This window comes from Novosphingobium sp. 550D (assembly GCF_057401885.1).
In genome coordinates, this window is the sequence record NZ_CM171613.1 from 1,897,509 (window position 1) to 1,915,736 (window position 18,228).

General features: G+C 62.0%; 22 protein-coding genes. 11 read left to right on the forward strand and 11 right to left on the reverse strand.

Translation table 11 applies throughout. The features are described 5' to 3' along the window. Nucleotides 1–69 precede the first annotated feature (69 nt). Nucleotides 70–765, forward strand: a complete 696-nt coding sequence (locus AC2S2E_RS08920) for a TonB family protein (RefSeq protein ID WP_486522041.1) — start codon at nt 70–72, stop codon at nt 763–765. Nucleotides 766–806: 41 nt separating this feature from the next. Then, the gene (locus AC2S2E_RS08925) at nt 807–1,259 is read left to right on the forward strand and encodes a DUF2721 domain-containing protein (RefSeq protein ID WP_476102889.1); all 453 of its coding nucleotides are present in this window, start codon (nt 807–809) and stop codon (nt 1,257–1,259) included. A gap of 24 nt (nt 1,260–1,283) precedes the next feature. Here AC2S2E_RS08925 and AC2S2E_RS08930 read toward each other — a convergent pair whose 3' ends face one another. The 7 genes from AC2S2E_RS08930 to AC2S2E_RS08960 all read right to left on the reverse strand — a co-directional run bounded on the left by AC2S2E_RS08930 (nt 1,284) and on the right by AC2S2E_RS08960 (nt 8,654). Further along, on the reverse strand, nt 1,284–2,300 hold the full coding sequence (locus AC2S2E_RS08930; protein WP_486522042.1) for a type II secretion system F family protein: 1,017 nt from the start codon (nt 2,298–2,300) through the stop codon (nt 1,284–1,286). A gap of 13 nt (nt 2,301–2,313) precedes the next feature. Then, nucleotides 2,314–3,285, reverse strand: coding sequence for a type II secretion system F family protein (locus AC2S2E_RS08935; protein ID WP_476102885.1), 972 nt, complete (start codon nt 3,283–3,285; stop codon nt 2,314–2,316). Nucleotides 3,286–3,336: 51 nt separating this feature from the next. Further along, nucleotides 3,337–4,623, reverse strand: coding sequence for a CpaE/TadZ family protein (locus tag AC2S2E_RS08940; protein ID WP_476102883.1), 1,287 nt, complete (start codon nt 4,621–4,623; stop codon nt 3,337–3,339). 3 nt (nt 4,624–4,626) lie between these two features. Beyond that, nucleotides 4,627–5,283, reverse strand: coding sequence for a CpaD family pilus assembly protein (locus AC2S2E_RS08945; protein WP_476102881.1), 657 nt, complete (start codon nt 5,281–5,283; stop codon nt 4,627–4,629). 20 nt (nt 5,284–5,303) lie between these two features. After that, nucleotides 5,304–6,986 (reverse strand): type II and III secretion system protein family protein, encoded by a 1,683-nt coding sequence (locus AC2S2E_RS08950; protein ID WP_486522043.1) that lies wholly within the window; start codon nt 6,984–6,986, stop codon nt 5,304–5,306. Between the two features lie 17 nt (nt 6,987–7,003). Next, complete coding sequence (cpaB, locus tag AC2S2E_RS08955; RefSeq protein WP_486522044.1) at nt 7,004–8,098, reverse strand: Flp pilus assembly protein CpaB; 1,095 nt, start codon at nt 8,096–8,098, stop codon at nt 7,004–7,006. Between the two features lie 82 nt (nt 8,099–8,180). Then, nucleotides 8,181–8,654: an A24 family peptidase gene (locus AC2S2E_RS08960; protein ID WP_486522045.1), complete on the reverse strand. Its 474-nt coding sequence runs from the start codon at nt 8,652–8,654 to the stop codon at nt 8,181–8,183. A gap of 151 nt (nt 8,655–8,805) precedes the next feature. Here AC2S2E_RS08960 and AC2S2E_RS08965 point away from each other — a divergent pair, with 151 nt between their 5' ends. Both AC2S2E_RS08965 and AC2S2E_RS08970 read left to right on the forward strand, forming a co-directional pair. Beyond that, nucleotides 8,806–9,759 (forward strand): alpha/beta fold hydrolase, encoded by a 954-nt coding sequence (locus AC2S2E_RS08965; protein WP_486522046.1) that lies wholly within the window; start codon nt 8,806–8,808, stop codon nt 9,757–9,759. A gap of 18 nt (nt 9,760–9,777) precedes the next feature. After that, nucleotides 9,778–10,866 (forward strand): NAD(P)/FAD-dependent oxidoreductase, encoded by a 1,089-nt coding sequence (locus AC2S2E_RS08970; RefSeq protein ID WP_486522047.1) that lies wholly within the window; start codon nt 9,778–9,780, stop codon nt 10,864–10,866. Nucleotides 10,867–10,955: 89 nt separating this feature from the next. On the opposite strand, the gene AC2S2E_RS08975 is transcribed toward AC2S2E_RS08970, so the two are convergent. From AC2S2E_RS08975 to ccmA, 3 genes are all read right to left on the reverse strand, one after another. Continuing rightward, on the reverse strand, nt 10,956–11,303 hold the full coding sequence (locus AC2S2E_RS08975) for a lysozyme inhibitor LprI family protein (protein WP_486522048.1): 348 nt from the start codon (nt 11,301–11,303) through the stop codon (nt 10,956–10,958). Between the two features lie 196 nt (nt 11,304–11,499). Next, the gene (locus tag AC2S2E_RS08980; protein ID WP_486522049.1) at nt 11,500–12,162 is read right to left on the reverse strand and encodes a heme exporter protein CcmB; all 663 of its coding nucleotides are present in this window, start codon (nt 12,160–12,162) and stop codon (nt 11,500–11,502) included. After that, nucleotides 12,159–12,761, reverse strand: a complete 603-nt coding sequence (ccmA, locus tag AC2S2E_RS08985; protein WP_486522050.1) for a heme ABC exporter ATP-binding protein CcmA — start codon at nt 12,759–12,761, stop codon at nt 12,159–12,161. The genes AC2S2E_RS08980 and ccmA overlap by 4 nt, the downstream gene beginning before the upstream one ends. Nucleotides 12,762–12,828: 67 nt before the next feature. Between ccmA and AC2S2E_RS08990 the strand changes: the two genes are divergently transcribed. Beyond that, nucleotides 12,829–13,092, forward strand: coding sequence for a 4a-hydroxytetrahydrobiopterin dehydratase (locus AC2S2E_RS08990; protein ID WP_486522051.1), 264 nt, complete (start codon nt 12,829–12,831; stop codon nt 13,090–13,092). A gap of 104 nt (nt 13,093–13,196) precedes the next feature. Here the strand turns inward: AC2S2E_RS08990 and AC2S2E_RS08995 are convergent, their stop codons facing one another. After that, nucleotides 13,197–13,814 (reverse strand): DNA-3-methyladenine glycosylase family protein, encoded by a 618-nt coding sequence (locus AC2S2E_RS08995; protein WP_476103069.1) that lies wholly within the window; start codon nt 13,812–13,814, stop codon nt 13,197–13,199. Between the two features lie 128 nt (nt 13,815–13,942). On the opposite strand from AC2S2E_RS08995, the gene AC2S2E_RS09000 reads away from it, so the two are divergent. From AC2S2E_RS09000 to AC2S2E_RS09025, 6 genes are all read left to right on the forward strand, one after another. Then, nucleotides 13,943–14,260, forward strand: coding sequence for a 2Fe-2S iron-sulfur cluster-binding protein (locus AC2S2E_RS09000; RefSeq protein ID WP_476102860.1), 318 nt, complete (start codon nt 13,943–13,945; stop codon nt 14,258–14,260). 83 nt (nt 14,261–14,343) lie between these two features. After that, nucleotides 14,344–15,351, forward strand: a complete 1,008-nt coding sequence (locus AC2S2E_RS09005; RefSeq protein WP_476102858.1) for a cysteine synthase A — start codon at nt 14,344–14,346, stop codon at nt 15,349–15,351. 19 nt (nt 15,352–15,370) lie between these two features. Next, the gene (locus AC2S2E_RS09010) at nt 15,371–15,694 is read left to right on the forward strand and encodes a hypothetical protein (RefSeq protein WP_486522052.1); all 324 of its coding nucleotides are present in this window, start codon (nt 15,371–15,373) and stop codon (nt 15,692–15,694) included. A gap of 497 nt (nt 15,695–16,191) precedes the next feature. Then, nucleotides 16,192–16,695: a division/cell wall cluster transcriptional repressor MraZ gene (locus AC2S2E_RS09015; protein ID WP_486522053.1), complete on the forward strand. Its 504-nt coding sequence runs from the start codon at nt 16,192–16,194 to the stop codon at nt 16,693–16,695. Continuing rightward, nucleotides 16,692–17,663, forward strand: coding sequence for a 16S rRNA (cytosine(1402)-N(4))-methyltransferase RsmH (rsmH, locus tag AC2S2E_RS09020; RefSeq protein WP_476102852.1), 972 nt, complete (start codon nt 16,692–16,694; stop codon nt 17,661–17,663). Before AC2S2E_RS09015 ends, rsmH begins: the two co-directional genes overlap by 4 nt. 38 nt (nt 17,664–17,701) lie before the next feature. Further along, nucleotides 17,702–18,184 carry a hypothetical protein gene (locus AC2S2E_RS09025; protein ID WP_486522054.1) on the forward strand — a complete coding sequence of 161 codons (483 nt, stop codon included), beginning with the start codon at nt 17,702–17,704 and terminating at the stop codon, nt 18,182–18,184. The last annotated feature ends 44 nt before the right edge of the window (nt 18,185–18,228 follow it).

Sequence of the window (18,228 nt, forward strand, 5' to 3'; positions counted from 1 at the left end):
GGCTGCCTGCCCCCAATTTCGTTTGCGGACCCTTTGGCATGATCATGGGCGGGTGCTAGACAGGCGACCATGGAAAGAGGCTCCCCTCGGTCGCGCATGGGCGCTGCGGTTTTGGCCGGCGGGGTTCAGGCGCTGGTGCTGATGGCTTTGCTTGCCTTGGGCGATGGCGTCGATGGATTGCAAAAAGGCGCGGCCAGCGTGCTGGAAAGCGTTGATTTTACCCTGCCATCGCCAGAGCCCAAGCCGGATCCCAAACCTTTACCCCAACCCCAGGCCGCCGCTCCCAAAGGAGCCGCAGGGGAAAAGGCCGTACCGCGTCCTGTCATCGCGCCCAAACCTGTCATCATCCCGCACCCTGTCGTGGCCCCGCCTGTCGCCAGCACGGGCGCAGCACTATCATCAGGCGCCAGTGTGGGCAGCGGCACGGGCGCTGGCGATTTGGGCGACGGCGGTGGGGCGGGGGGCAGCGGTCAGGGGCAAGGCGGCGGTGGTCCGGCGGTCAAGATAGCCGGAACGATCACCGCCCGCGACTATCCCCGCGAAGGGCGCGAGGCGCGGATTGGCGATTATGTTATCGTCGCCATCACGGTGGGCGCGGACGGCCGCCCCACCGCATGCCGCATCCATCGGTCCAGCCGAGATCCGGCGGCGGATACGTTGACATGCCGGATGGTGATGGAACGGTTTCGTTTCAATCCGGCCCGTGACGGCAACGGGCGCGCCGTTGAATCGATCTTTGGGTGGAAACAAAGCTGGTTCCTGTGAATTGGAATTTGCAGCGCTTGGGTTTGCCGCGCGCTTGAATTATGAACGAGCGTATGATCGCCCATACTATCCAGCTTGCCCTTGCCCCGGTTTTCGTCCTGGTGGCGATTGGCAATATTATGAACATCCTTTCGACCCGCCTTGGCCGGATCGTGGATCGTGCCCGCGCGTTACAGAAACTCTATGGCGAAACCACCGGGGCGGCGCATGACATTGTCGTTCTGGAAATGCGTCAGGTCGATCTGCGTATCGAATTGAACACCAAGGCCATCCGCCTTTTGGTCATGTCGGGCCTTGCCATCGGGACGACGGTGGCGATCCTGTTTTTGGAAGAAATGGTCAATGTGCCGTTGGAACGCGTGGCGGCGGGGGGTTTTCTGGTCGCGGTGCTGTTGCTGATGTGGGGCCTGTGGCTGTTTCTGCGCGAAACACAGGTGGCGGCGGCGATTTTGCGGATCCCTGAAAAATATCTGGAAACGCACCGCGAATTGTAAACCGTTTGCGCCGCGTCCCCGTGCTTACTTATTGGTCGCCGCAGGGCCGCTGCTGAACGCGTCGGCGATTGAACAGGCCGCCGGGCCAAGGATCACGATAAACAGCACCGGCAGAATGAACAGGATCAGCGGCACCGTCATGATCGCGGGCAGGCGTGCGGCTTTTTCTTCGGCGCGCATCATGCGCTCGTTGCGGAATTCGGCCGACAGCACGCGCAGAGCCGAGGCCAGAGGGGTGCCGTAACGTTCGGTCTGGATCATGGTGGTGACCACGCCGCGAACCGAATCGAGGTCGACGCGATAGGCAAGGTTTTCAAAAGCCTGACGACGCTCGGACAGGAATGACAGTTCGATGGCCGTCAGCGCGAATTCATCGCCCAATTCGGGATAGGCGCGCCCCAATTCCTTGGCCACGCGGGTAAAGGCGGCGTCCACCGTCAGACCCGCTTCGGCGCAGATGACCAGCAGGTCGAGCGCGTCGGGCAATCCTTTGCGAATGGCGGCGGTGCGTTTGGTGATCAGGTTCTGGACGTAAATGTCCGGCCCTTTATAGCCCAGACCCACGGCGGCGGCGAACCCCATGAACTTTTTGAAATCGGTCCATTCGGGGAAATAGTTCATCCAATAGATGACAACAGCCGCCAACCCGCCCAGCACAATGGGGGCAACCATGCGGCCAAAGATGATGGCAACCGCCCATTCCTTGTTGCGGATCCCGCCCTGCGCCAACTTTTGCTGGGCATCGGCCAACTGGCTGTCCTGCAACACTTTCAATTTGTTGAGGATCGAGCGGATTGCATCGGTCGTGTCGGAACGGCGGACGATCTGGGCGCGCTTTTTGGGGGCGTTCGAAACGATGCCCGCCTTTAACTGTTCGCGGCGTTCGTTAAGGGCCTTGACCCGCTTTTGCATCGGATCGCGAACGGTCAACGCCGCATAAATGGCCACCATGACCATGACGGCGGCCACCGCGGCCAGAAACGTGCCAACAACGATAACGTCAAAGCCCAGTATATGAGGGTGTGCGACAGTCGGTTGCATCACATGCCCCCCATCAGATCTCGAAGCTGACCATTTTGGCCATGATGAACACGCCAATGCCCATCCACGTCAGCCCGCCAAGGCCCGTGATGATCAGGCGATCATCGGCAAAGAAACCGGCCAGATATTGCGGATTGACCCAATTGATCATCATGAAAACCATGAAGGGCAGCGAGCCGACGATATAGGCCGAGGCTTTGGATTCCGAACTCATCGCGCGGATTTTCAACTTCATCTGGGCGCGTTTGCGCAGCACATCGGCCAGATTGCCCAGCGTTTCGGCCAAATTGCCGCCCGTTTCGCGCTGGATCGCGATGGTGATACAGAAAAAGTTGAATTCAGCCATGTTCAGGCGGTCGGCGGTGTCCTGCAACGCTTCATCCATGCTGCGCCCGATCTTGATGCGTTCGGTCACCAGCTTGAATTCCTGACCCACCGGGCCGGGGATTTCGGACGAGACGATGCCCAGTGTTTCCGTCACCGGCAGGCCAGAGCGCAGGCCGCGCACCAGCAATTCGATGGCGTCGGGAAATTTCGTGGTGAAATCGTCATAGCGCTTCTTGATCAGATAGCCCACAACCAGATGCGGCAGGCCCGCACCCGCCATGACGCCCACCATCAAGCCCAGCATCAGCGATCCGGTCTTCATCCACAGCAACAGCATAATGACCAGCGCCAGCCCGGCCGAAACCTGAATATACTGCTGAACTGTCCACGGCTTTCCGGTGCGATGCAGGCGAAGCGCCAGCATTTCCATCTGCGAACGCTGACCATCGCCGCTGCTGACCATCGGCTTGCGCTGGGCCAAGGCGCGGCGCATCTGGGCCTCGACCTTGTCGGTTGCGCTTTCGGAATGGCGGAAACGCACCGATTGCAGACGGCGCGCACCTTCCTTGGCCGGCGACGGCCCGCCAAAGGCCAAAGCGAGCAGCATCAGCAGCCCGCCCGCCCCAAAGGTGATCAGCAATATCTGGACCGTGTCCATCGCCGTGCCTTATCTGCCTTGCGGAACGGCCATGCCGCCCCGGTTTGAAATTCAGGCTTTCGCCTTGTCCTTGGCGCTGTCTTTCTTGCCCAGCAACGCCTTGAAATCGATCATGTCGAGCAGCGATTTACGCTCACCGCCGCCCTTTTCATCCTTGGTATCGGCATCGACCAACGCCTTGACCGACAGCGCCAGTTCGCGCAGCGCCGAGCCCGCCTTGGTCGCGCGATTGGCCTCGGCAAAGGTCTGGCCCAATTTGGCGCAATGGATCGCGGCCTTGATGTCATAGGGAATGACGACATTGATTTTGCGTTCGATCGAGGCTTCGAAATCGGCGCGGCTGATTTCTGCCATGCCCGTTTGAACGCGATTGGCCACCACCATGATCTGGGTATGGGGCGCATTGGCGCGCAGCCAGGACAGGATGCGGATCGCATCGCGCGCACCCGCCAGCGTCAATTCCGTCACCAGCAGCACGACATTCACATCGGCCAGCAAATGCGGAAAATTGATCAGCATGTTGCGCGGCATGTCGATGACGGTGTGTTCAAAGGCGTGGCGGAATTCTTCCTCCAGCCGGACAAAGGCCGAGCCATCGGTCAGTAACGGATGGCTGATCGGCGCCTCGGCCGACAACAGCGAAAGGTGTTCGCCCGCCCGGATCATCGCCCGTTCGATGAACAGTCCGTCGATACGGCTGGGGTTTTCGATGGCGTCGGTCAAACCGCGCCCCGGCTCCAGATCCAGCGCCAGCGCGCCGGTGCCGAAATGGATGTCCAGATCAAGCAGGGCGGTGGGTTGCTTGTGATCGGCCGAAAACAGCCAAGCGATCGAACTGGCGATGGTGGATGCGCCCACGCCGCCGCGGGTGCCGATGACCGCCGTGCTCAGATGCGGCGTATCGGTGTTGTTTTCGGCCTGACGCGGGGCGCTCAGCATGTTCTGCGCCTGAACCAGTGCATCGCGCATCAGGCCTGATGAAAGGGGTTTGAGCAGATAGTCGTGAATGCCGCTGCCCAGCAGGTCGCGGTAGAGGCGTACGTCATTGACCTGACCGATGGCGATCACCACCGTGCCGGGTTCGCATACTTCGGCCAAGGCATTGATATCGCCCAGCGGGTCACCGCTTTCCGACAGGTCCACCACCAGGATCGAGGGTGATGAGCTGACCGAGAGCGACTGAATCGCGCTGCGCAAACCGCCACGGACGCATTTTTCCGGCGGCCAACCGAAATCGGCGGCCAATGGGCGCATGACATCCAGCGTCGCCTCGTCGCAGACATAGGCGGCAAAGCTTTCGCGATTTTGCGCCGATCCCGGCTTCCATGGTGCGTTCATGGCTTAACTGCCCCCTCCGGTTGAAACCTTCTTGACCGAACTGCCGCCATCGCCCGACGGCTTGGCCGCGCGATACGCATCGATGGCCTTGTTGCTGGTCATCACGACGGTTTGCCCATTGGATTTTGCCCCGGCCAGCAAGTGGTCGGGATCGGCCACCATCGCGGCCAGATTGCCGTTGACCGCACAGCCGTAATTGTGGCTGGTGGCATTGTTGAAATTGGTTTCGCTGTTGTCGGCCCAATTGGGGCAATTGGGGACGCTGGCCACGGCGCGCGTCACGACGATGCGGGCCAGTCCCGCATTCACATTGCCTTCGCCGATGGGCACTTCGCGGCTGATCTGAATGCCGCGGCGCGACACCAGTTCGGACAGGGCCAGCATGGTTGCCTCGCTTTTGAGCGGATCATCCACCGCCACGCGGTCGCCATAACGCAGGCCAAGGGCGTCAAACCAACCCGACACGCGTTTCGATTCGGCATTGGACAGGCCGCCCGGACCCGTGATCACGTCCAGCGAATAGCTGTTATGGCTGACAACCGGCTGGTTGACGCTGGTCAGCATCCGGTTGGTGGGCACGCCGCCGCATCCGCCCAGCGCCGCGATCAGCCCCAGCGTCACCCCGCCCATCATCAGGCGATGCCGCGAAGAAGAAGTCATCTGTTTCATCATCGCCTCGCTCAATTCAGGCTAAAGCCGGGTTGGCTGATTTCGCTGGCCACGGCGCGCTTGCCCGCCTTGGTCTTGGCGGCGGGCTCGTCGGCCTCGCTCACTTTCTTGGCGGGGGCGGCAGGGCTTTCCGAGGGTTTGAGGGTCGGTTTGGGGCGATCCTCGCCCTTCTTGCCGTCGCTCAGCATGTTGGCCGCCACCTGTTGAATGTCATTGGCCGTCTGCATCCCGTCGGTGGGCAATTTGATGTCGCCATCATTGACGGGTTTGACCAGATAAGGCGTGACCACGATCACCAATTCGGTCTCGCCCTTCACAAAGCTGGTCGATTTGAACAAAGCGCCCAGCACCGGCAAATCGCCCGCGCCCGGCATTTTCTGGATCGAATTGCTGGCCTTGTTCGACAACAGGCCGCCGATCATCATGCTTTGCCCCGAACCCAATTCGACCGAGGTTTCGGTGCGGCGGGTGGACAGGGCCGGGATCGTATAGCCGTTGAGCGTGACGGAACCCTCGCTCGACAGTTCCGACACTTCGGGACGCACGCGCAGGCTGATCCGGCCATCGGACAGGACCGTGGGAGTAAAGCTCAGGCTGACGCCATATTTCTTATATTCGACCGAAACCGTGCCCAGACCCGACGAGATGGGAATGGGAAATTCACCGCCCGCCAGAAACTCGCCCGTTTCGCCCGACAGCGCGGTCAGATTGGGTTGGGCCAGTGTGGTGACCAGACCGATCTGTTCGCCCGCATCCAGCGTGCCCAGAATGTTCAGACCGAACAATGAACCTGCCCCGGCCAATGTGGTGGCGGTCGAAAGCGCAGAAATCGAGGTGCCGCTTGCCGTCGCGCCGGTCGCATCGGTATAGGTGGTCTTGCCGCCCACGCCCATCGGCGAACCGGGGACATAGGTCGAGGCCGCCGAGCGACCCTGCGACACGCCGAACTGGAACCCGTTGCTGCCATTGGCGATGCTGGTCAGGTTCACGCCCAATTGCTTGGACAATGAGCGCGAGACTTCGGCGATGCGGACCTGAAGATTGACCTGAAGCGGGGTGGCCGTTTTCAGGCGGGTGATGACATTGGCTTCCTTGCCAAGGAAGGCCGTGACAAGGCGCTGGGCCTCTGCGGCGTCTTCGGGGGCGGCGACGGTGCCGGTCAGAAGATAGGTGGCCGAGCTGAGCGTGGCGACATTGATGCGCGATTCGGGCATCGCGACTTTCAGCATCTGATCGACGCTGTCGATGTTGCTGGCCACGCGCACATTCGTGGACCAGATCACCTGCCCTGCAGCATTGCTGGCATAGATCGTGGTTTCGCCCGCGCCGCGACCATAGACGTAGAGCTGATTGTTCGATTTGACCTGAACATCGGCGATCTTGTCATCGGCGACAAAGACATCCTTCATCACCGAGGGCAGATTGACCAACTGGCCGCGGCCAAGGGCCACCGCCATCGCGTTGGACGGTGCAGAGATCGACACCGGCGAATAGGAATGGGTCATCACCGGGCGGCTGGGCGGATTGGCCGGGGGGGTGACGGGTGCGGATCTGGCGACCGTCTTTGCCGCCACCTTTCCCTTGGCCGGGGCCGCGACCAGAGCGGCAGGCGCAAGGCCCGCAAGGCACACGGACGCCAGAGCCAGAGCGGTGAGGGGGCGCTTTTTAAAGCGAGCGTTGAGGCGGGGATTCATCGGATAGCCTCTCAATCTCAAGGTTGGCCAAGCGGGCCGACGGCGCCGCTGCCAAATGCATTGCCCGCAGCGCCCATGCCGTTGGCAACCGCGCCGTTCTGGACGCCGAAGGAAACGCTCTGGCTGTCACGACCGCGCATCACGCGAACGCCATTGTTGTTCATCGGGCGGGCCACGGCCGGGCCGCCCATTGCGGGGGCCGCCGATGCGATGGCGGGGGTCATCACGGGCATGGTGCGTTTTTGAAAACGCGAAACTTCGCCGCCGGTGGTGACGGTGTCGCCGCTCATTTCCACCGGGCGGCGTGCGGCGGCGGCCAGAAGGCGGCTTTCGTCCGCCTTGGTTGCGCCATCGGGCAATTTCACCGCGCCATTGGCAATCGCACGGTCCAGTTCGCCCTGATTGTCGGCAAGGCTGCGCAGTGTCAGGCTGAGCGCGCCGACGGCCTGGGCCACTTCGATCTTTTCGGCGATCTTGGGTGTGACTTCCAAGGTGACGGTGTGGAACGTGCGCACCACGGTCTTGCCCTCGGCGCTCTGATTCTCAGTCGATTGGTCGGTGGCCAGAACGCGCAGATTGCGAAGCACGGTTTCCGTCACGTTAAGCGCCTGGGCATCGGAACCGGCGCCGCGAATGGTTTGCGTGAGCATGATGTCGACCCGGTCGCCCGGAAAGATGAACCCGGCCACGCCCGACTTTTCCGACACGGTGATCGTGACCGCACGCATCCCCGCGCCAAGCGCGGCGGCAAGGAAACCGCGATCGCCGGGCGCCACCAACGAACCCTGCGTCAAGGGCTGGCCCGCGGTGATGGGATAGCGCACGACCGTGCCGATCAGCTTGTTCATATCGACATTGCCGTCGACGAAATAAGCTTCCTTCATCAGGTTCTTGGGCCATTCCTGAAAATTGACCGCATCGGCCGTGATGATCGTGCCGGGGGGCAAGGCGCGCTGGGCCACCAGCACCTTGGGGCCGGTGGGCGCGACAGGCAGGGCGGCCTGCACCGTAGGGGCCACGTTTCCGCCCGACAGCATGCTGCGCGCAGCGAGCGCTGTGCCGATCGCGATGACCATCGCGCCTATCAACAGCATCAGCCTACGTCTATCCATCGCGGAACAAGCCCCTTACGCATTATCGGCAGAACGACCGGAAATATCCGGTAAATTGGTTAACATTCGATCACTCATGTGATCACCCGGCCAGAACGGTTCCCGTTGCCGGAAATAAATAGCCCGAAGCGATCACCCACAGCCCGCCAAGGGCAATGGCAATCCCATAAGGAACAGAGGGTTTGTGCTTGTTGCGGCGGGCAACATGCCACGCGGCCAGAACCACCGTCAGCACGCCCCCCGACACCGCCATCGCCATCAGCAATTGCGCAAACCACACAGGCTTGATCCACAAGGCCAGCGCGACCAGCAATTTGACATCGCCGCCGCCCATCGCCCCAAGGGCAAAAAGCCCCGCCAGAACCACAAAAGCCCCGCCCGCCAGCGCCAGTTGCCATCCGATTTCGGCCAGCCCCATGTGGCTGGCCCACCAGAACAGCGGGGCGGCCAAAGCGATGATGGCGTTGAGTTCATTGTCGATCTGACGCCGCCGCATGTCCGTATAGGCCGCCACCAGCAGCGCGATTGCCAAGGCGGCAAGCAAACCGTAGGACATAGAGAAGGCGGGCATGCGGTTACCTCTGAACGTATCAAAGGCTCGCTTTAAAGGTCATCACTTACCAAACAGTAACCAACGCAAGGCCCGTAAATGCTGGACAAGGGCACCGACCGGGGGGTCATGCTGCAAAAGGCGAAAAGAGGCGCTAATGGAACTTCCTGATGGCTGCGTTGAACAACTATGGATAAGTTTGGATGGGTGGCCTATTCGCCGGATCGACCTTTTCCCGACGCATGAGGTGCGCGGCAGCCTTTTGTTCATGCCCGGACGGGGCGATTTTTATGAAAAATACCTCGAATCGCTCGAAGAATGGCGCGATTCGGGCTGGCATGTGACCAGTCTGGACTGGCGCGGACAGGCCGGGTCCGGGCGTATGGGCATGGATGCAACGACGGGCCATGTCGATGACTTCGCCGTCTGGATCGAGGATCTGGCGGCATTTTGGCAACAGTGGCGCGCAGAACGCATCGGGCCTGTAGCCTTGATCGGCCATTCGATGGGCGGACATCTGAGCCTGCGCGCTCTGGTGCAAGGGCGAGTCGATCCCGATGCGCTGGTGCTGTCGGCGCCGATGCTGGGCTTTGCGGCGGGCGGCGCGCCGTTCTGGGCGCAAAAGGCGTTGGGCTGGACCATGCTGAAATTGGGCGATGCGCGGCGACCCGCGTGGAGCGGCGGCGAAAAACCGGCCAGTTCGCTCCATGCGCGCAAAGGTCTGCTGACCCATGACGCAAGGCGGTATCAGCAGGAAGCGGACTGGCGCGAGGCGCGGCCCGAATTGGCGATGGGCCCGGCCAGTTGGGGCTGGATGGTCGCGGGTTTGCGGTCGATGGAAACCTTTATGGCGCGCGGCGCGCTGGAACGGGTCGACACGCCGGTGTTGATCCTGTCCACGGCCGCCGATGGTCTGGTGTGTCATAAAGCGAATCTGAAGGCCGCCCGCCGATTGCCCCATGGCGAGATTTTGGCTTTCGGGCGCGAGGCCGCGCATGAAATCCTGCGTGAGGTGGACGCGGTGCGCGGCCCTGCCATGGCGCGGATCGAGGCATTTCTGGACACCCATGTCGCCAAACCGGTCAGCCCGGACTTGACCCACGCGCTGTGACCGGCTTGGGATGAGGGAATGAGCCAGAAGTTTGATATTGCGATCGTGGGCGCCGGTATGGCGGGGGCTTCGCTGGGCGCGCATTTGCTGGCGCGGGGCGCGGGGTCTGTGGTCATGCTGGAGGGCGAGGATCGCCCCGGATACCATTCCACCGGACGCAGCGCCGCCTTTTGGCAGGAAACCTATGGCGGGCCGCAGGTTCAGCCATTGACGGTGGCATCTGGGCCTGTGTTGGAGGAACTGGGGTTCCTGCATCCGCGTGGTGGGCTGCATCTGGCGCGGGCGGAGGATGTGCCCGCGCTTGACGCCTTTGCGCAGGAATTTGCCGAGGTGGGCGTTGATCTGCCCCCCGTGGATCGCGCCGGGATGGAGGCGCAGGTGTCTGGGCTTGATCCGCAATGGGTGGCGGGGTTGGAAGAGCCATCATGCCGAGACATCGACGTGGCCGGGTTGCATCAGCATTACCTTGGCGCCTTTCGCCGCGGTGGTGGCGAAGTCTGGACCCGCGCGCGTTTGGCCTCGGCCCGGCGTGAGGGTGATTGGGTGCTGGGCCTTGAGGATGGGCGCGAGATTCGCGCCGGGGTGCTGGTCAATGCGGCGGGCGCCTGGGCCGACGAGGTCGCGCAGATCGCGGGCGCGAAACCCGTGGGCATCCAGCCGTTACGACGCACCATGGCCCAGATCCGGGTTTCTCCAGAGGCGCGGGGCGATATGCCGCTGATCATGGATATGGCCGGGACGTTCTATTTCAAACCCGAGGGCGGGCGGCTGTGGCTGACCCCGCATGATGAAACGCCCGTGCCGCCCTGCGACGCCGCGCCCGAGGAAATTGATGTGGCGATTGCCATCGACCGGTTCGAAGGCGTCGTCGACTGGCGCGTCGAGGCGGTCGAGCATCGCTGGGCAGGCCTGCGCAGTTTCGCGCCGGATCGGTTGCCGGTTTACGGTTGGGACCCTGTGGCTGAGGGCTTTTTCTGGTGCGCGGGGCAGGGGGGATTTGGGATTCAGACGGCCCCTGCTGCGGCGGAGATGGCGGCGCGGTTGTTGTTGGGGCAGGAGCCGGGCGAGGTCGATCCGGGGGTGTTTGGGCCGGGGCGGTTTGTTTAGAGGGGTTTAGGTGCCTCCGGCGGGCAAAGGGCGGGGGGCCTTTGCAATCCCGATAATGGGGTGGGCGTTGGGGGCGACGTGGCCGGATTTTAGGGCTGCTTAGCGGCGAGTTTCGCGAGCAGGTTTGTGCGTTGGATGGTCATGTCTGTCAGGCAATGCATTAATCGCATTTTGTTGGCCGAACTCTCGAGATCCCAAGGGAAATCTTCATTGCACCTTCTGCCGCGCATGTAGACCCAATTGCGTTGCTCGGTACGAAATTTTTCGGCCAGACCTTTCGATTTTGCCGCAATTTTGGGCAATGTGATTTTCCATTGGCGCTTTAGATTGGCATCTGCCCGATCAAATTCAGCGGTCGCGCATATGTTCATTTCTATTTGATTTGCGGGTGACTTGCAGTTGATGGCGTGGGCATTGGCTAAAAAGAGAATGGCCAAGAAATGCACTCTTTTATCCTCTCTCAATTTCCATATAGCATACCGTTTGCCATTCGTCACAAGCGCTTGCAACAATTGTTCATCCCGCGAAGCGGCGTTAATGGCAACCTTGCCTTAAACCCATCGATGCAAATTCCGTGCGACCACTAATGGGATTGCAAAGGGCTGTCGCCCTTTGCCCGCCGGAGGCAAATTTTTACCTTCCCGCCCGCAACGCCGCCGCGCCTGCAAAAGGCGTCAAAGCCACCAGCACCAAACTCGCCGCGCCCGCCAGCGCCAATCCGCTCTCTCCGCCGATGGCCAAGGAACCCGCGCCGAAGATCAGGATTGGCACGCAAAGGGGGATGAACAAAAGGCCCGCCAGTGCTGCGCCGCCTTTTAACCCTGCGGTGATGGTGGCGACGGATACGCCTACGGCGGCTAGGCCCGGCGTGCCCGCCAGCAAGCCCAGTTCAACGAGGCCGATGGTGCGCGCGTCGAGGCCGAGCAGCGCGGCGGCGGGCAGGGTGGCCAGCATGAGGGGCGGGGCGAAGGAGAGCCAGTGGGCCAGCAGGCGCAGGGCGACGATGACTTCCTCGGAGATGCCGCGCAGGGCCCATTGCTCGAACAGGCCCGCCTCTCGGTCGGGTTCGATCAGCCGGTCGAGCGGCAGGATCGCGGCCAGCAGCGCGGCCAGCCAGATGACGCCGCCTCCCACGCGGGCAAGCAGTTTTGGGTCCGGCCCGACGGCAAAGGGGAAGATGATGGCGACGGCCAGGAAGAAGAGGATAGGCAGGATGATCCCGCCTCCGCCACCATTACCCAGCACCAGAAGGCGCAGGTCGCGGCGCAGGATGGCGAAAAGCGCGGCGCCTTTCACAGCGCGTAATCCGCAAGATTGAGCTGGGTCAGATCAGCGATCCTCAGAGATTGGTGTGAGGCGATGATGCATGCGCCGCCTTTCCGACAATGACGGGCGATCATATCCTCCACCATGGCGCAGGCGGCGACATCCAGCCCGTTGAGCGGTTCGTCCAGCAGCCAGTTGGGCGCGTCCTGTCCCACCAGACGAGCAAGCGCGGCGCGTTTTTTCTGACCGGTGGAAAGATAGCGCACGGGCACATCCAGAAGATCGGCCAGCCCCAGCGAGGCCAGCACATCGCGCTCCACCGGCGCATCGACCCGCGCCCAGAAATCCAGCGCCGCGCCCAATGGCTGGCCCAGATCCAGCCCGTGGCGTTCATCCATCAGCGCCAGCGCCCCGTCCCACGCGATCGTGCCGAGTATGCCGGTGGCCGGATCATGGCTGGGCGGCAAAAGACCCGCCAGCATCCGCATCAGGCTGCTCTTGCCCAACCCGTTGGGGCCAAGCACGTGCACCGCCTGTCCGCGCGCCAGCGTGAAGGAAAGGCCGGAAAACAGCCAGCGGTCCCCCCGGCGGCAGCACAGATCGGTGGCGGTAAGGGCGTTGGCTTGCATGATGGCGTGGCGATAGGCAAAACTTGACGAATTGCCAAGGGATCAGGGCCAATTGTCAGAGGGACTTATGGACGAAATTCAGGGATGGCGGATGGAGAATGGCGCCCTTTGCCGCGACTTTACCTTTGCCGATTTCGCGCAGGCCTTTGGCTTTATGACCCGCGTCGCCTTGGTGGCGCAGCAGCAGGACCATCACCCCGAATGGACCAATGTCTATAACCGGGTGTCGATCCGATTGTGGAGCCACGATGTCGGGGGCGTCACGGGGCGGGATCGGCGGTTGGCTTTGGCGATTAATGGGATGGTCGAGAGTTTGCCTCCGGCGGGTTAAGGGCGGGGGCCCTTAACAATCCCGTTTTTGGGGTGGGTTTGATACGGGCGTTGTTTTGGCGGATTGAAAGCCCGCGGCGCGGTGAACTTGGACCTATCCTGATCTTATAAAGCCGCATTATTGTAACAATGCCACGTAAAGATTGCCGCCGCCCCCCGGTGCGGTCGCCATCCTTCGGCCAACACGCGGGTCTGCTTCTCACTGGGCCGCTCGTCCAGTCTCAGCAATTTGCCCAGCCCGATCTGCACCGCAAGGTCGCCTGCGGGCCAGATGTCGGGGCGCCCTTCGGCAAAGAGAAGATAGATTTCCGCCGACCACCGCCCGATGCCTTTGATGCGGGTGAGTTGGTTGATCGCTGCCTCGTCATCGGCGGGCAGCAAGGTGAAGTCGAGTTCGCCCGCCAGCACCAGCTCGCACAGGGACCTTGCATAGGACTGTTTCTGGCGCGAGAGGCCGCAGGCGCGCAAAGTGTCAAAATCGGCAGACAGCAAGGCCGATGGATCGGCTTCCTCACCCACGACGCCCACCAGTTTGGCCCACATGGATGATGCCGCCGCCACCGAAACCTGTTGCCCGACGATCGTGCGCAGCATGGTGGCATGACCCCGCGCCCGGATGCGCGGTTCGGGAAAACCCACGCGCGACAGCGCATCGGCAATGCCCGGCGTCGTTTCGGCAATGGCCCGCAGGCCCAATTCAATCGCTTCGGCAGAAAGTCCCATTGGCGCCCGTTTCATAAATCAGAATGACAAAATTTTGCGCGATGCCGCCAGTTGCAAAAGCGGCTTCTTGCCGATAGCAGCCTTGTCAAAGCGCCGGTTGCTTTGCGCTTCATACAGAGGGATTTGATATGCCGAAGCTGGTGATCGTCAATAGTGCGGGTGAAGAAAAGGAAATCGAGGCCCAGACCGGCCGCACCGTGATGGAAGTGATTCGCGATGCAGGTTTCGATGAAATGCTGGCGCTGTGCGGGGGCTGCTGCTCTTGCGCGACGTGCCATGTGCATATTGATCCGGCCTTTGCGGACAAGCTGCCCGCGATTGGCGAAGATGAAGACGATCTGCTGGACAGCAGCGACCACCGCGACGGCAATTCGCGCCTGTCGTGCCAGTTGCCCGTCACGGACGCCATCGACGGCATGCGCGTGACGATTGCCGAACCGGACTGATTGGGCCGGACTAAAAGCCTGACTTTAGGGGTGCCTTGCGCAAATGCATTGCACGTTGCGTAAGGCACCCCTACCTAGGGCGCATGACGAAAGCGCCCGTTTATCAAAGCACCCTCGATCTGATTGGCAACACCCCGATGGTCCTGTTGAAAGGGCCAAGCGAGGCGGCAGGTTGCGAGATCTGGGGCAAGTGCGAATTTGCCAATCCGGGGCAGAGCGTGAAGGATCGCGCCGCCTTGTGGATCATCCGCGATGCGGAAAAGTCGGGCGCGTTGAAGCCCGGCGGCACAATTGTCGAAGGCACGGCGGGCAATACGGGCATCGGCATTGCGCTGGTGGCCAATGCACTGGGGTACAAGACGATCATCGTCATGCCCGAAACGCAGAGCCGCGAGAAAATGGACACTTTGCGCGCGTTGCGGGCCGAGCTGGTGCTGGTGCCGGCGGCGCCTTTCAGCAATCCGGGCCATTTCGTGCATACGTCGCGCCGTCTGGCCGAGGAAACCGAGGGCGCGATCTGGGCCAACCAGTTCGACAACACGGCAAACCGCAAGGCGCATATCGAATCGACCGCACCGGAAATCTGGGCGCAGATGGAAGGGCGGCTTGATGGCTTCACCTGTGCGGCGGGGACCGGGGGCACGCTGGCGGGCGTGGGCCTTGGGCTGAAGGCGTTTGACGAGAACATCACCATTGCCCTGACCGATCCCTATGGCGCGGCGCTGTACAACTATTACGCCCATGGCGAGTTGAAGGCCGAAGGCAGCAGCGTGGCCGAAGGTATCGGGCAGGGGCGCATCACCGCCAATCTGGACGGGGCGCCGATCGACACGCAATTCCGCATGTCGGACGCCGAAGGGCTGGAATGGGTCCGCCGCCTGTTGGCCGAAGAGGGTCTGGCGCTGGGCCTGTCGAGCGGGATCAATGTTGCGGGCGCGGTGGCGCTGGGCCGCAAGCTGGTGGCCGAGGGCAAGCAGGACGCGCGCGTCGCCACGATCCTGTGCGACACGGGGCTGCGTTACCTTTCGACCCTGTATAACAAGGCATGGCTCGAAGCGAAGGGGCTGCCGGTCTTCCCTTGGTTGGCGTGATAGGGTATCATAGGGCGTAATGATGGACGCCACCCGCCCCACTCCGGCCGATCCGGCCACTTCGGAATTCGAGCGAACCCCGCGCGAAATCCGTGCACAGATGGTGCAGCGGCTTCAGGTCGGGCTGTTCGGCCTGTCGCTGATGCTGCTGTTGGTGGGGCTGGCCAACATCATCATGGACAATGCGCGGCGCAATGACGCCGCCGTTGCCAGCGCGCAGGCCAGCACCAGCGCGGGCACGACCAGCGATCCTCTGGCCGATATAGGCGTCATCCCGTCGCCTGACGCGGGCAAGCCCGATGCGGGCGCTTCGCCGCATGTGACGCCTACGGCGCCGCGCTGATAAGGGGCTGGCGCGAGAAATCCTGCCCCATCGGGGAAATCATGCCACTTGTGGGAAAGCCTGCCACCGGATGGATTCCGGACGTGCTTGCGCGATTCCGGCTTTTACGCGCGGGAAAAGGTGGGAATCGCGCGGGAATCGCGAATCTGTGATGCGGGAATCGGCGGGAAGATGCGTTCGACAGCCTTTCCAGTCTTGGGGAATTTGCGGGAGAGCAGCGCCGAATGGGTGTGTTTCAGGCGCTTTGGTAAGATTTTGGTAACATATGAAGATGGTGAATATCTAATTATATCATTGAAAAAATGACTTTTTTTCATTCTTTTCCACAAAGTGGCAGATTTTCCCGCAAAGTCCCTTTTCTGCCCGCAAAACCCGCGATACAACATGATTATCGGGTAGAGTTTCAGCCGTCCTAATTGGGGCTTACGGTGTGGCCACTGCGCTGCGCCTTACGGCGAAGCTTTGTCCGAACGTGTGGGGCTTTCTTCGCAAAGGTATTGGGCAAAGTGACTGGCTTTCCGGTCATTTATATGGGGCAGGGCTTTTCGCCGAAGGGCGACAAGGAACGCTTCGTCCTGCCCGCCGATATCCGCAAGATCGTCGCCGAAGCCAGCGACAACATCAACGAAATGCTGGTGGCACGCCATGAAGAATGGCCCTGCCTGTTTGCCTGCGGCACGTCGTACAAGACCCAGCTTGCCGAGGAAATTCGTGTGAAACACGCCGCCGATGTGGCCGCCGGTCGCCCCTCTACCCGGGCACGCGACGCGCTGGTCTTCGGCAATCTGACGCGTGTGGCTTTTGACAATTCGGGCCGTTTCATCCTGCCCGCCCATATGAAACAGCAGGCCAGCATCACCGACGCGCTCTATATCCACGGCACGATGGATTATTTCACCCTGTGGTCGCCCGAAATCCTGGCCGACATGGCGGGCGATGAATGGATCGGCCCCAAGGCGAGCTGTGAGTCCTATATGGCAGCAGCGAGGGGCCGCAAATGAGCCTTTTGGCCGCCATCCCGCATGACGCCCCGCACATTCCCGTGCTGCTCGATGAAGTCATCGGCGCGTTGGCCCCGGCAGAGGGTAAGGTCATTGTTGACGCGACGCTGGGCGCGGGCGGCTATACGCGCGCGCTGCTTGAAGCGGGCGCGACGGTGCATGCATTTGACCGTGATCCCGATGCCATTGCGGCGGCGCGCGAATGGGGTGCGGCCTATGACCGCCTGATCCTGCACCCGCGCCGCTTTTCCGAGGTGGGTGATGCGCTGATGCAGGCGGGCGTCACGGCCATTGACGGTCTGGTGGCCGACATTGGCGTCTCCTCGATGCAACTGGACCAGCAGGGCCGCGGCTTTGCCTTTTCCAGCGATGGTCCGCTTGACATGCGCATGTCGCAGGAAGGGCCGAGCGCGGCCGATTTCTGCAACGAGGCGGCCGAGGAAGAGATCGCCAACGTCCTTTACAACTATGCCGAAGAGCGCCAGTCGCGCCGCATTGCCCGCGCGATTGTCGCGGCGCGCCCGTTGGAAACGACCGGGCAACTGGCCAATGTCGTGCGTCGCGCACTGGGTTATAAGCAGGGTGCGCCCAAAGATCCGGCCACGCGCAGCTTTCAGGCCATCCGCATCCATGTGAACGATGAACTGGGCGAACTCGAAGCGCTGCTGGCAACGGCGGAAAGCCTGCTCAATCCGGGCGGGCGCCTGGCGATTGTCAGTTTTCACAGCCTTGAGGACCGCATCGTCAAGCAGTTCTTCAAGGACGCCAGCGGTGTGGCCAGCGCCACATCACGCCACATGCCGATGACCGCAAGCGCGGCACCGGCTGTCTATACCGCTATTTCCAAAGCCATCCGTGCAGGCGAAGTCGAATTGACGCGCAACCCTCGCGCGCGTTCGGCCACCCTGCGTTTTGCCACGCGCACCGAAATTCCCGCCCGCCCTGTCCAGCCCCGGAGGTCCAAGTGAATCTGACCCGCGATCGCATGCATACGATCGGCTGGGGCATGTCCCTGGTCATTTGCCTTGCGCTTACTCTGGCGCTGACGTTCCGCGTCAATGCGGTGAAAAGCCAGGTCCGTCTGGCCGAAAGGCAGATCACGCAGTTGAAGCAGGAAAAGCTGTTTTTGGAGACCGAGTTCGAAACCCGCGCCAGCCAGCAGCAGCTTAAAGCCTTCAACGACGTGGATTTCGGTTATCAGGCGCCCACCGTGGGCCAATATCTGGAAAGCGAGCGCCAGTTGGCCGCTCTTGGCAAGCCGCGTTCGCCCGATGCGCCCGATCCGATCCGCGTGGCTTCGGCCGATGCGGTCAACGCCTCGGTGCGCACGATGATGGCCGTCGAAACCAAGCCGGCCTCGCCCTTTGCCGCCTTGACCATGGAAAGCAAGTCGGAGACCACCCCCAAGAAGGGTAAGAAGACTGCCGATATTGCCGCCCAGCTTGCCCGTTTCTCTGGGCGCGGGTCGCAAACGGGGCACCGTGAATGAGCGCGCTGGTGGTCAGGATGAAGGATCATATGGTCGGTGGTGCC

Bases quoted from the DNA above. Each gene is read 5' to 3' on its own strand.
- AC2S2E_RS08920 (WP_486522041.1), top strand. From the start codon at position 70: ATGGAAAGAGGCTCCCCTCGGTCGCGCATGGGCGCTGCGGTTTTGGCC.
- AC2S2E_RS08925 (WP_476102889.1), top strand. From the start codon at position 807: ATGAACGAGCGTATGATCGCCCATACTATCCAGCTTGCCCTTGCCCCG.
- AC2S2E_RS08930 (WP_486522042.1), bottom strand. From the start codon at position 2,300: ATGCAACCGACTGTCGCACACCCTCATATACTGGGCTTTGACGTTATC.
- AC2S2E_RS08935 (WP_476102885.1), bottom strand. From the start codon at position 3,285: ATGGACACGGTCCAGATATTGCTGATCACCTTTGGGGCGGGCGGGCTG.
- AC2S2E_RS08940 (WP_476102883.1), bottom strand. From the start codon at position 4,623: ATGAACGCACCATGGAAGCCGGGATCGGCGCAAAATCGCGAAAGCTTT.
- AC2S2E_RS08945 (WP_476102881.1), bottom strand. From the start codon at position 5,283: ATGACTTCTTCTTCGCGGCATCGCCTGATGATGGGCGGGGTGACGCTG.
- AC2S2E_RS08950 (WP_486522043.1), bottom strand. From the start codon at position 6,986: ATGAATCCCCGCCTCAACGCTCGCTTTAAAAAGCGCCCCCTCACCGCT.
- cpaB (WP_486522044.1), bottom strand. From the start codon at position 8,098: ATGGATAGACGTAGGCTGATGCTGTTGATAGGCGCGATGGTCATCGCG.
- AC2S2E_RS08960 (WP_486522045.1), bottom strand. From the start codon at position 8,654: ATGTCCTACGGTTTGCTTGCCGCCTTGGCAATCGCGCTGCTGGTGGCG.
- AC2S2E_RS08965 (WP_486522046.1), top strand. From the start codon at position 8,806: ATGGAACTTCCTGATGGCTGCGTTGAACAACTATGGATAAGTTTGGAT.
- AC2S2E_RS08970 (WP_486522047.1), top strand. From the start codon at position 9,778: ATGAGCCAGAAGTTTGATATTGCGATCGTGGGCGCCGGTATGGCGGGG.
- ccmA (WP_486522050.1), bottom strand. From the start codon at position 12,761: ATGCAAGCCAACGCCCTTACCGCCACCGATCTGTGCTGCCGCCGGGGG.
- AC2S2E_RS08990 (WP_486522051.1), top strand. From the start codon at position 12,829: ATGGACGAAATTCAGGGATGGCGGATGGAGAATGGCGCCCTTTGCCGC.
- AC2S2E_RS08995 (WP_476103069.1), bottom strand. From the start codon at position 13,814: ATGGGACTTTCTGCCGAAGCGATTGAATTGGGCCTGCGGGCCATTGCC.
- AC2S2E_RS09000 (WP_476102860.1), top strand. From the start codon at position 13,943: ATGCCGAAGCTGGTGATCGTCAATAGTGCGGGTGAAGAAAAGGAAATC.
- AC2S2E_RS09005 (WP_476102858.1), top strand. From the start codon at position 14,344: ATGACGAAAGCGCCCGTTTATCAAAGCACCCTCGATCTGATTGGCAAC.
- AC2S2E_RS09010 (WP_486522052.1), top strand. From the start codon at position 15,371: ATGATGGACGCCACCCGCCCCACTCCGGCCGATCCGGCCACTTCGGAA.
- rsmH (WP_476102852.1), top strand. From the start codon at position 16,692: ATGAGCCTTTTGGCCGCCATCCCGCATGACGCCCCGCACATTCCCGTG.
- AC2S2E_RS09025 (WP_486522054.1), top strand. From the start codon at position 17,702: ATGTCCCTGGTCATTTGCCTTGCGCTTACTCTGGCGCTGACGTTCCGC.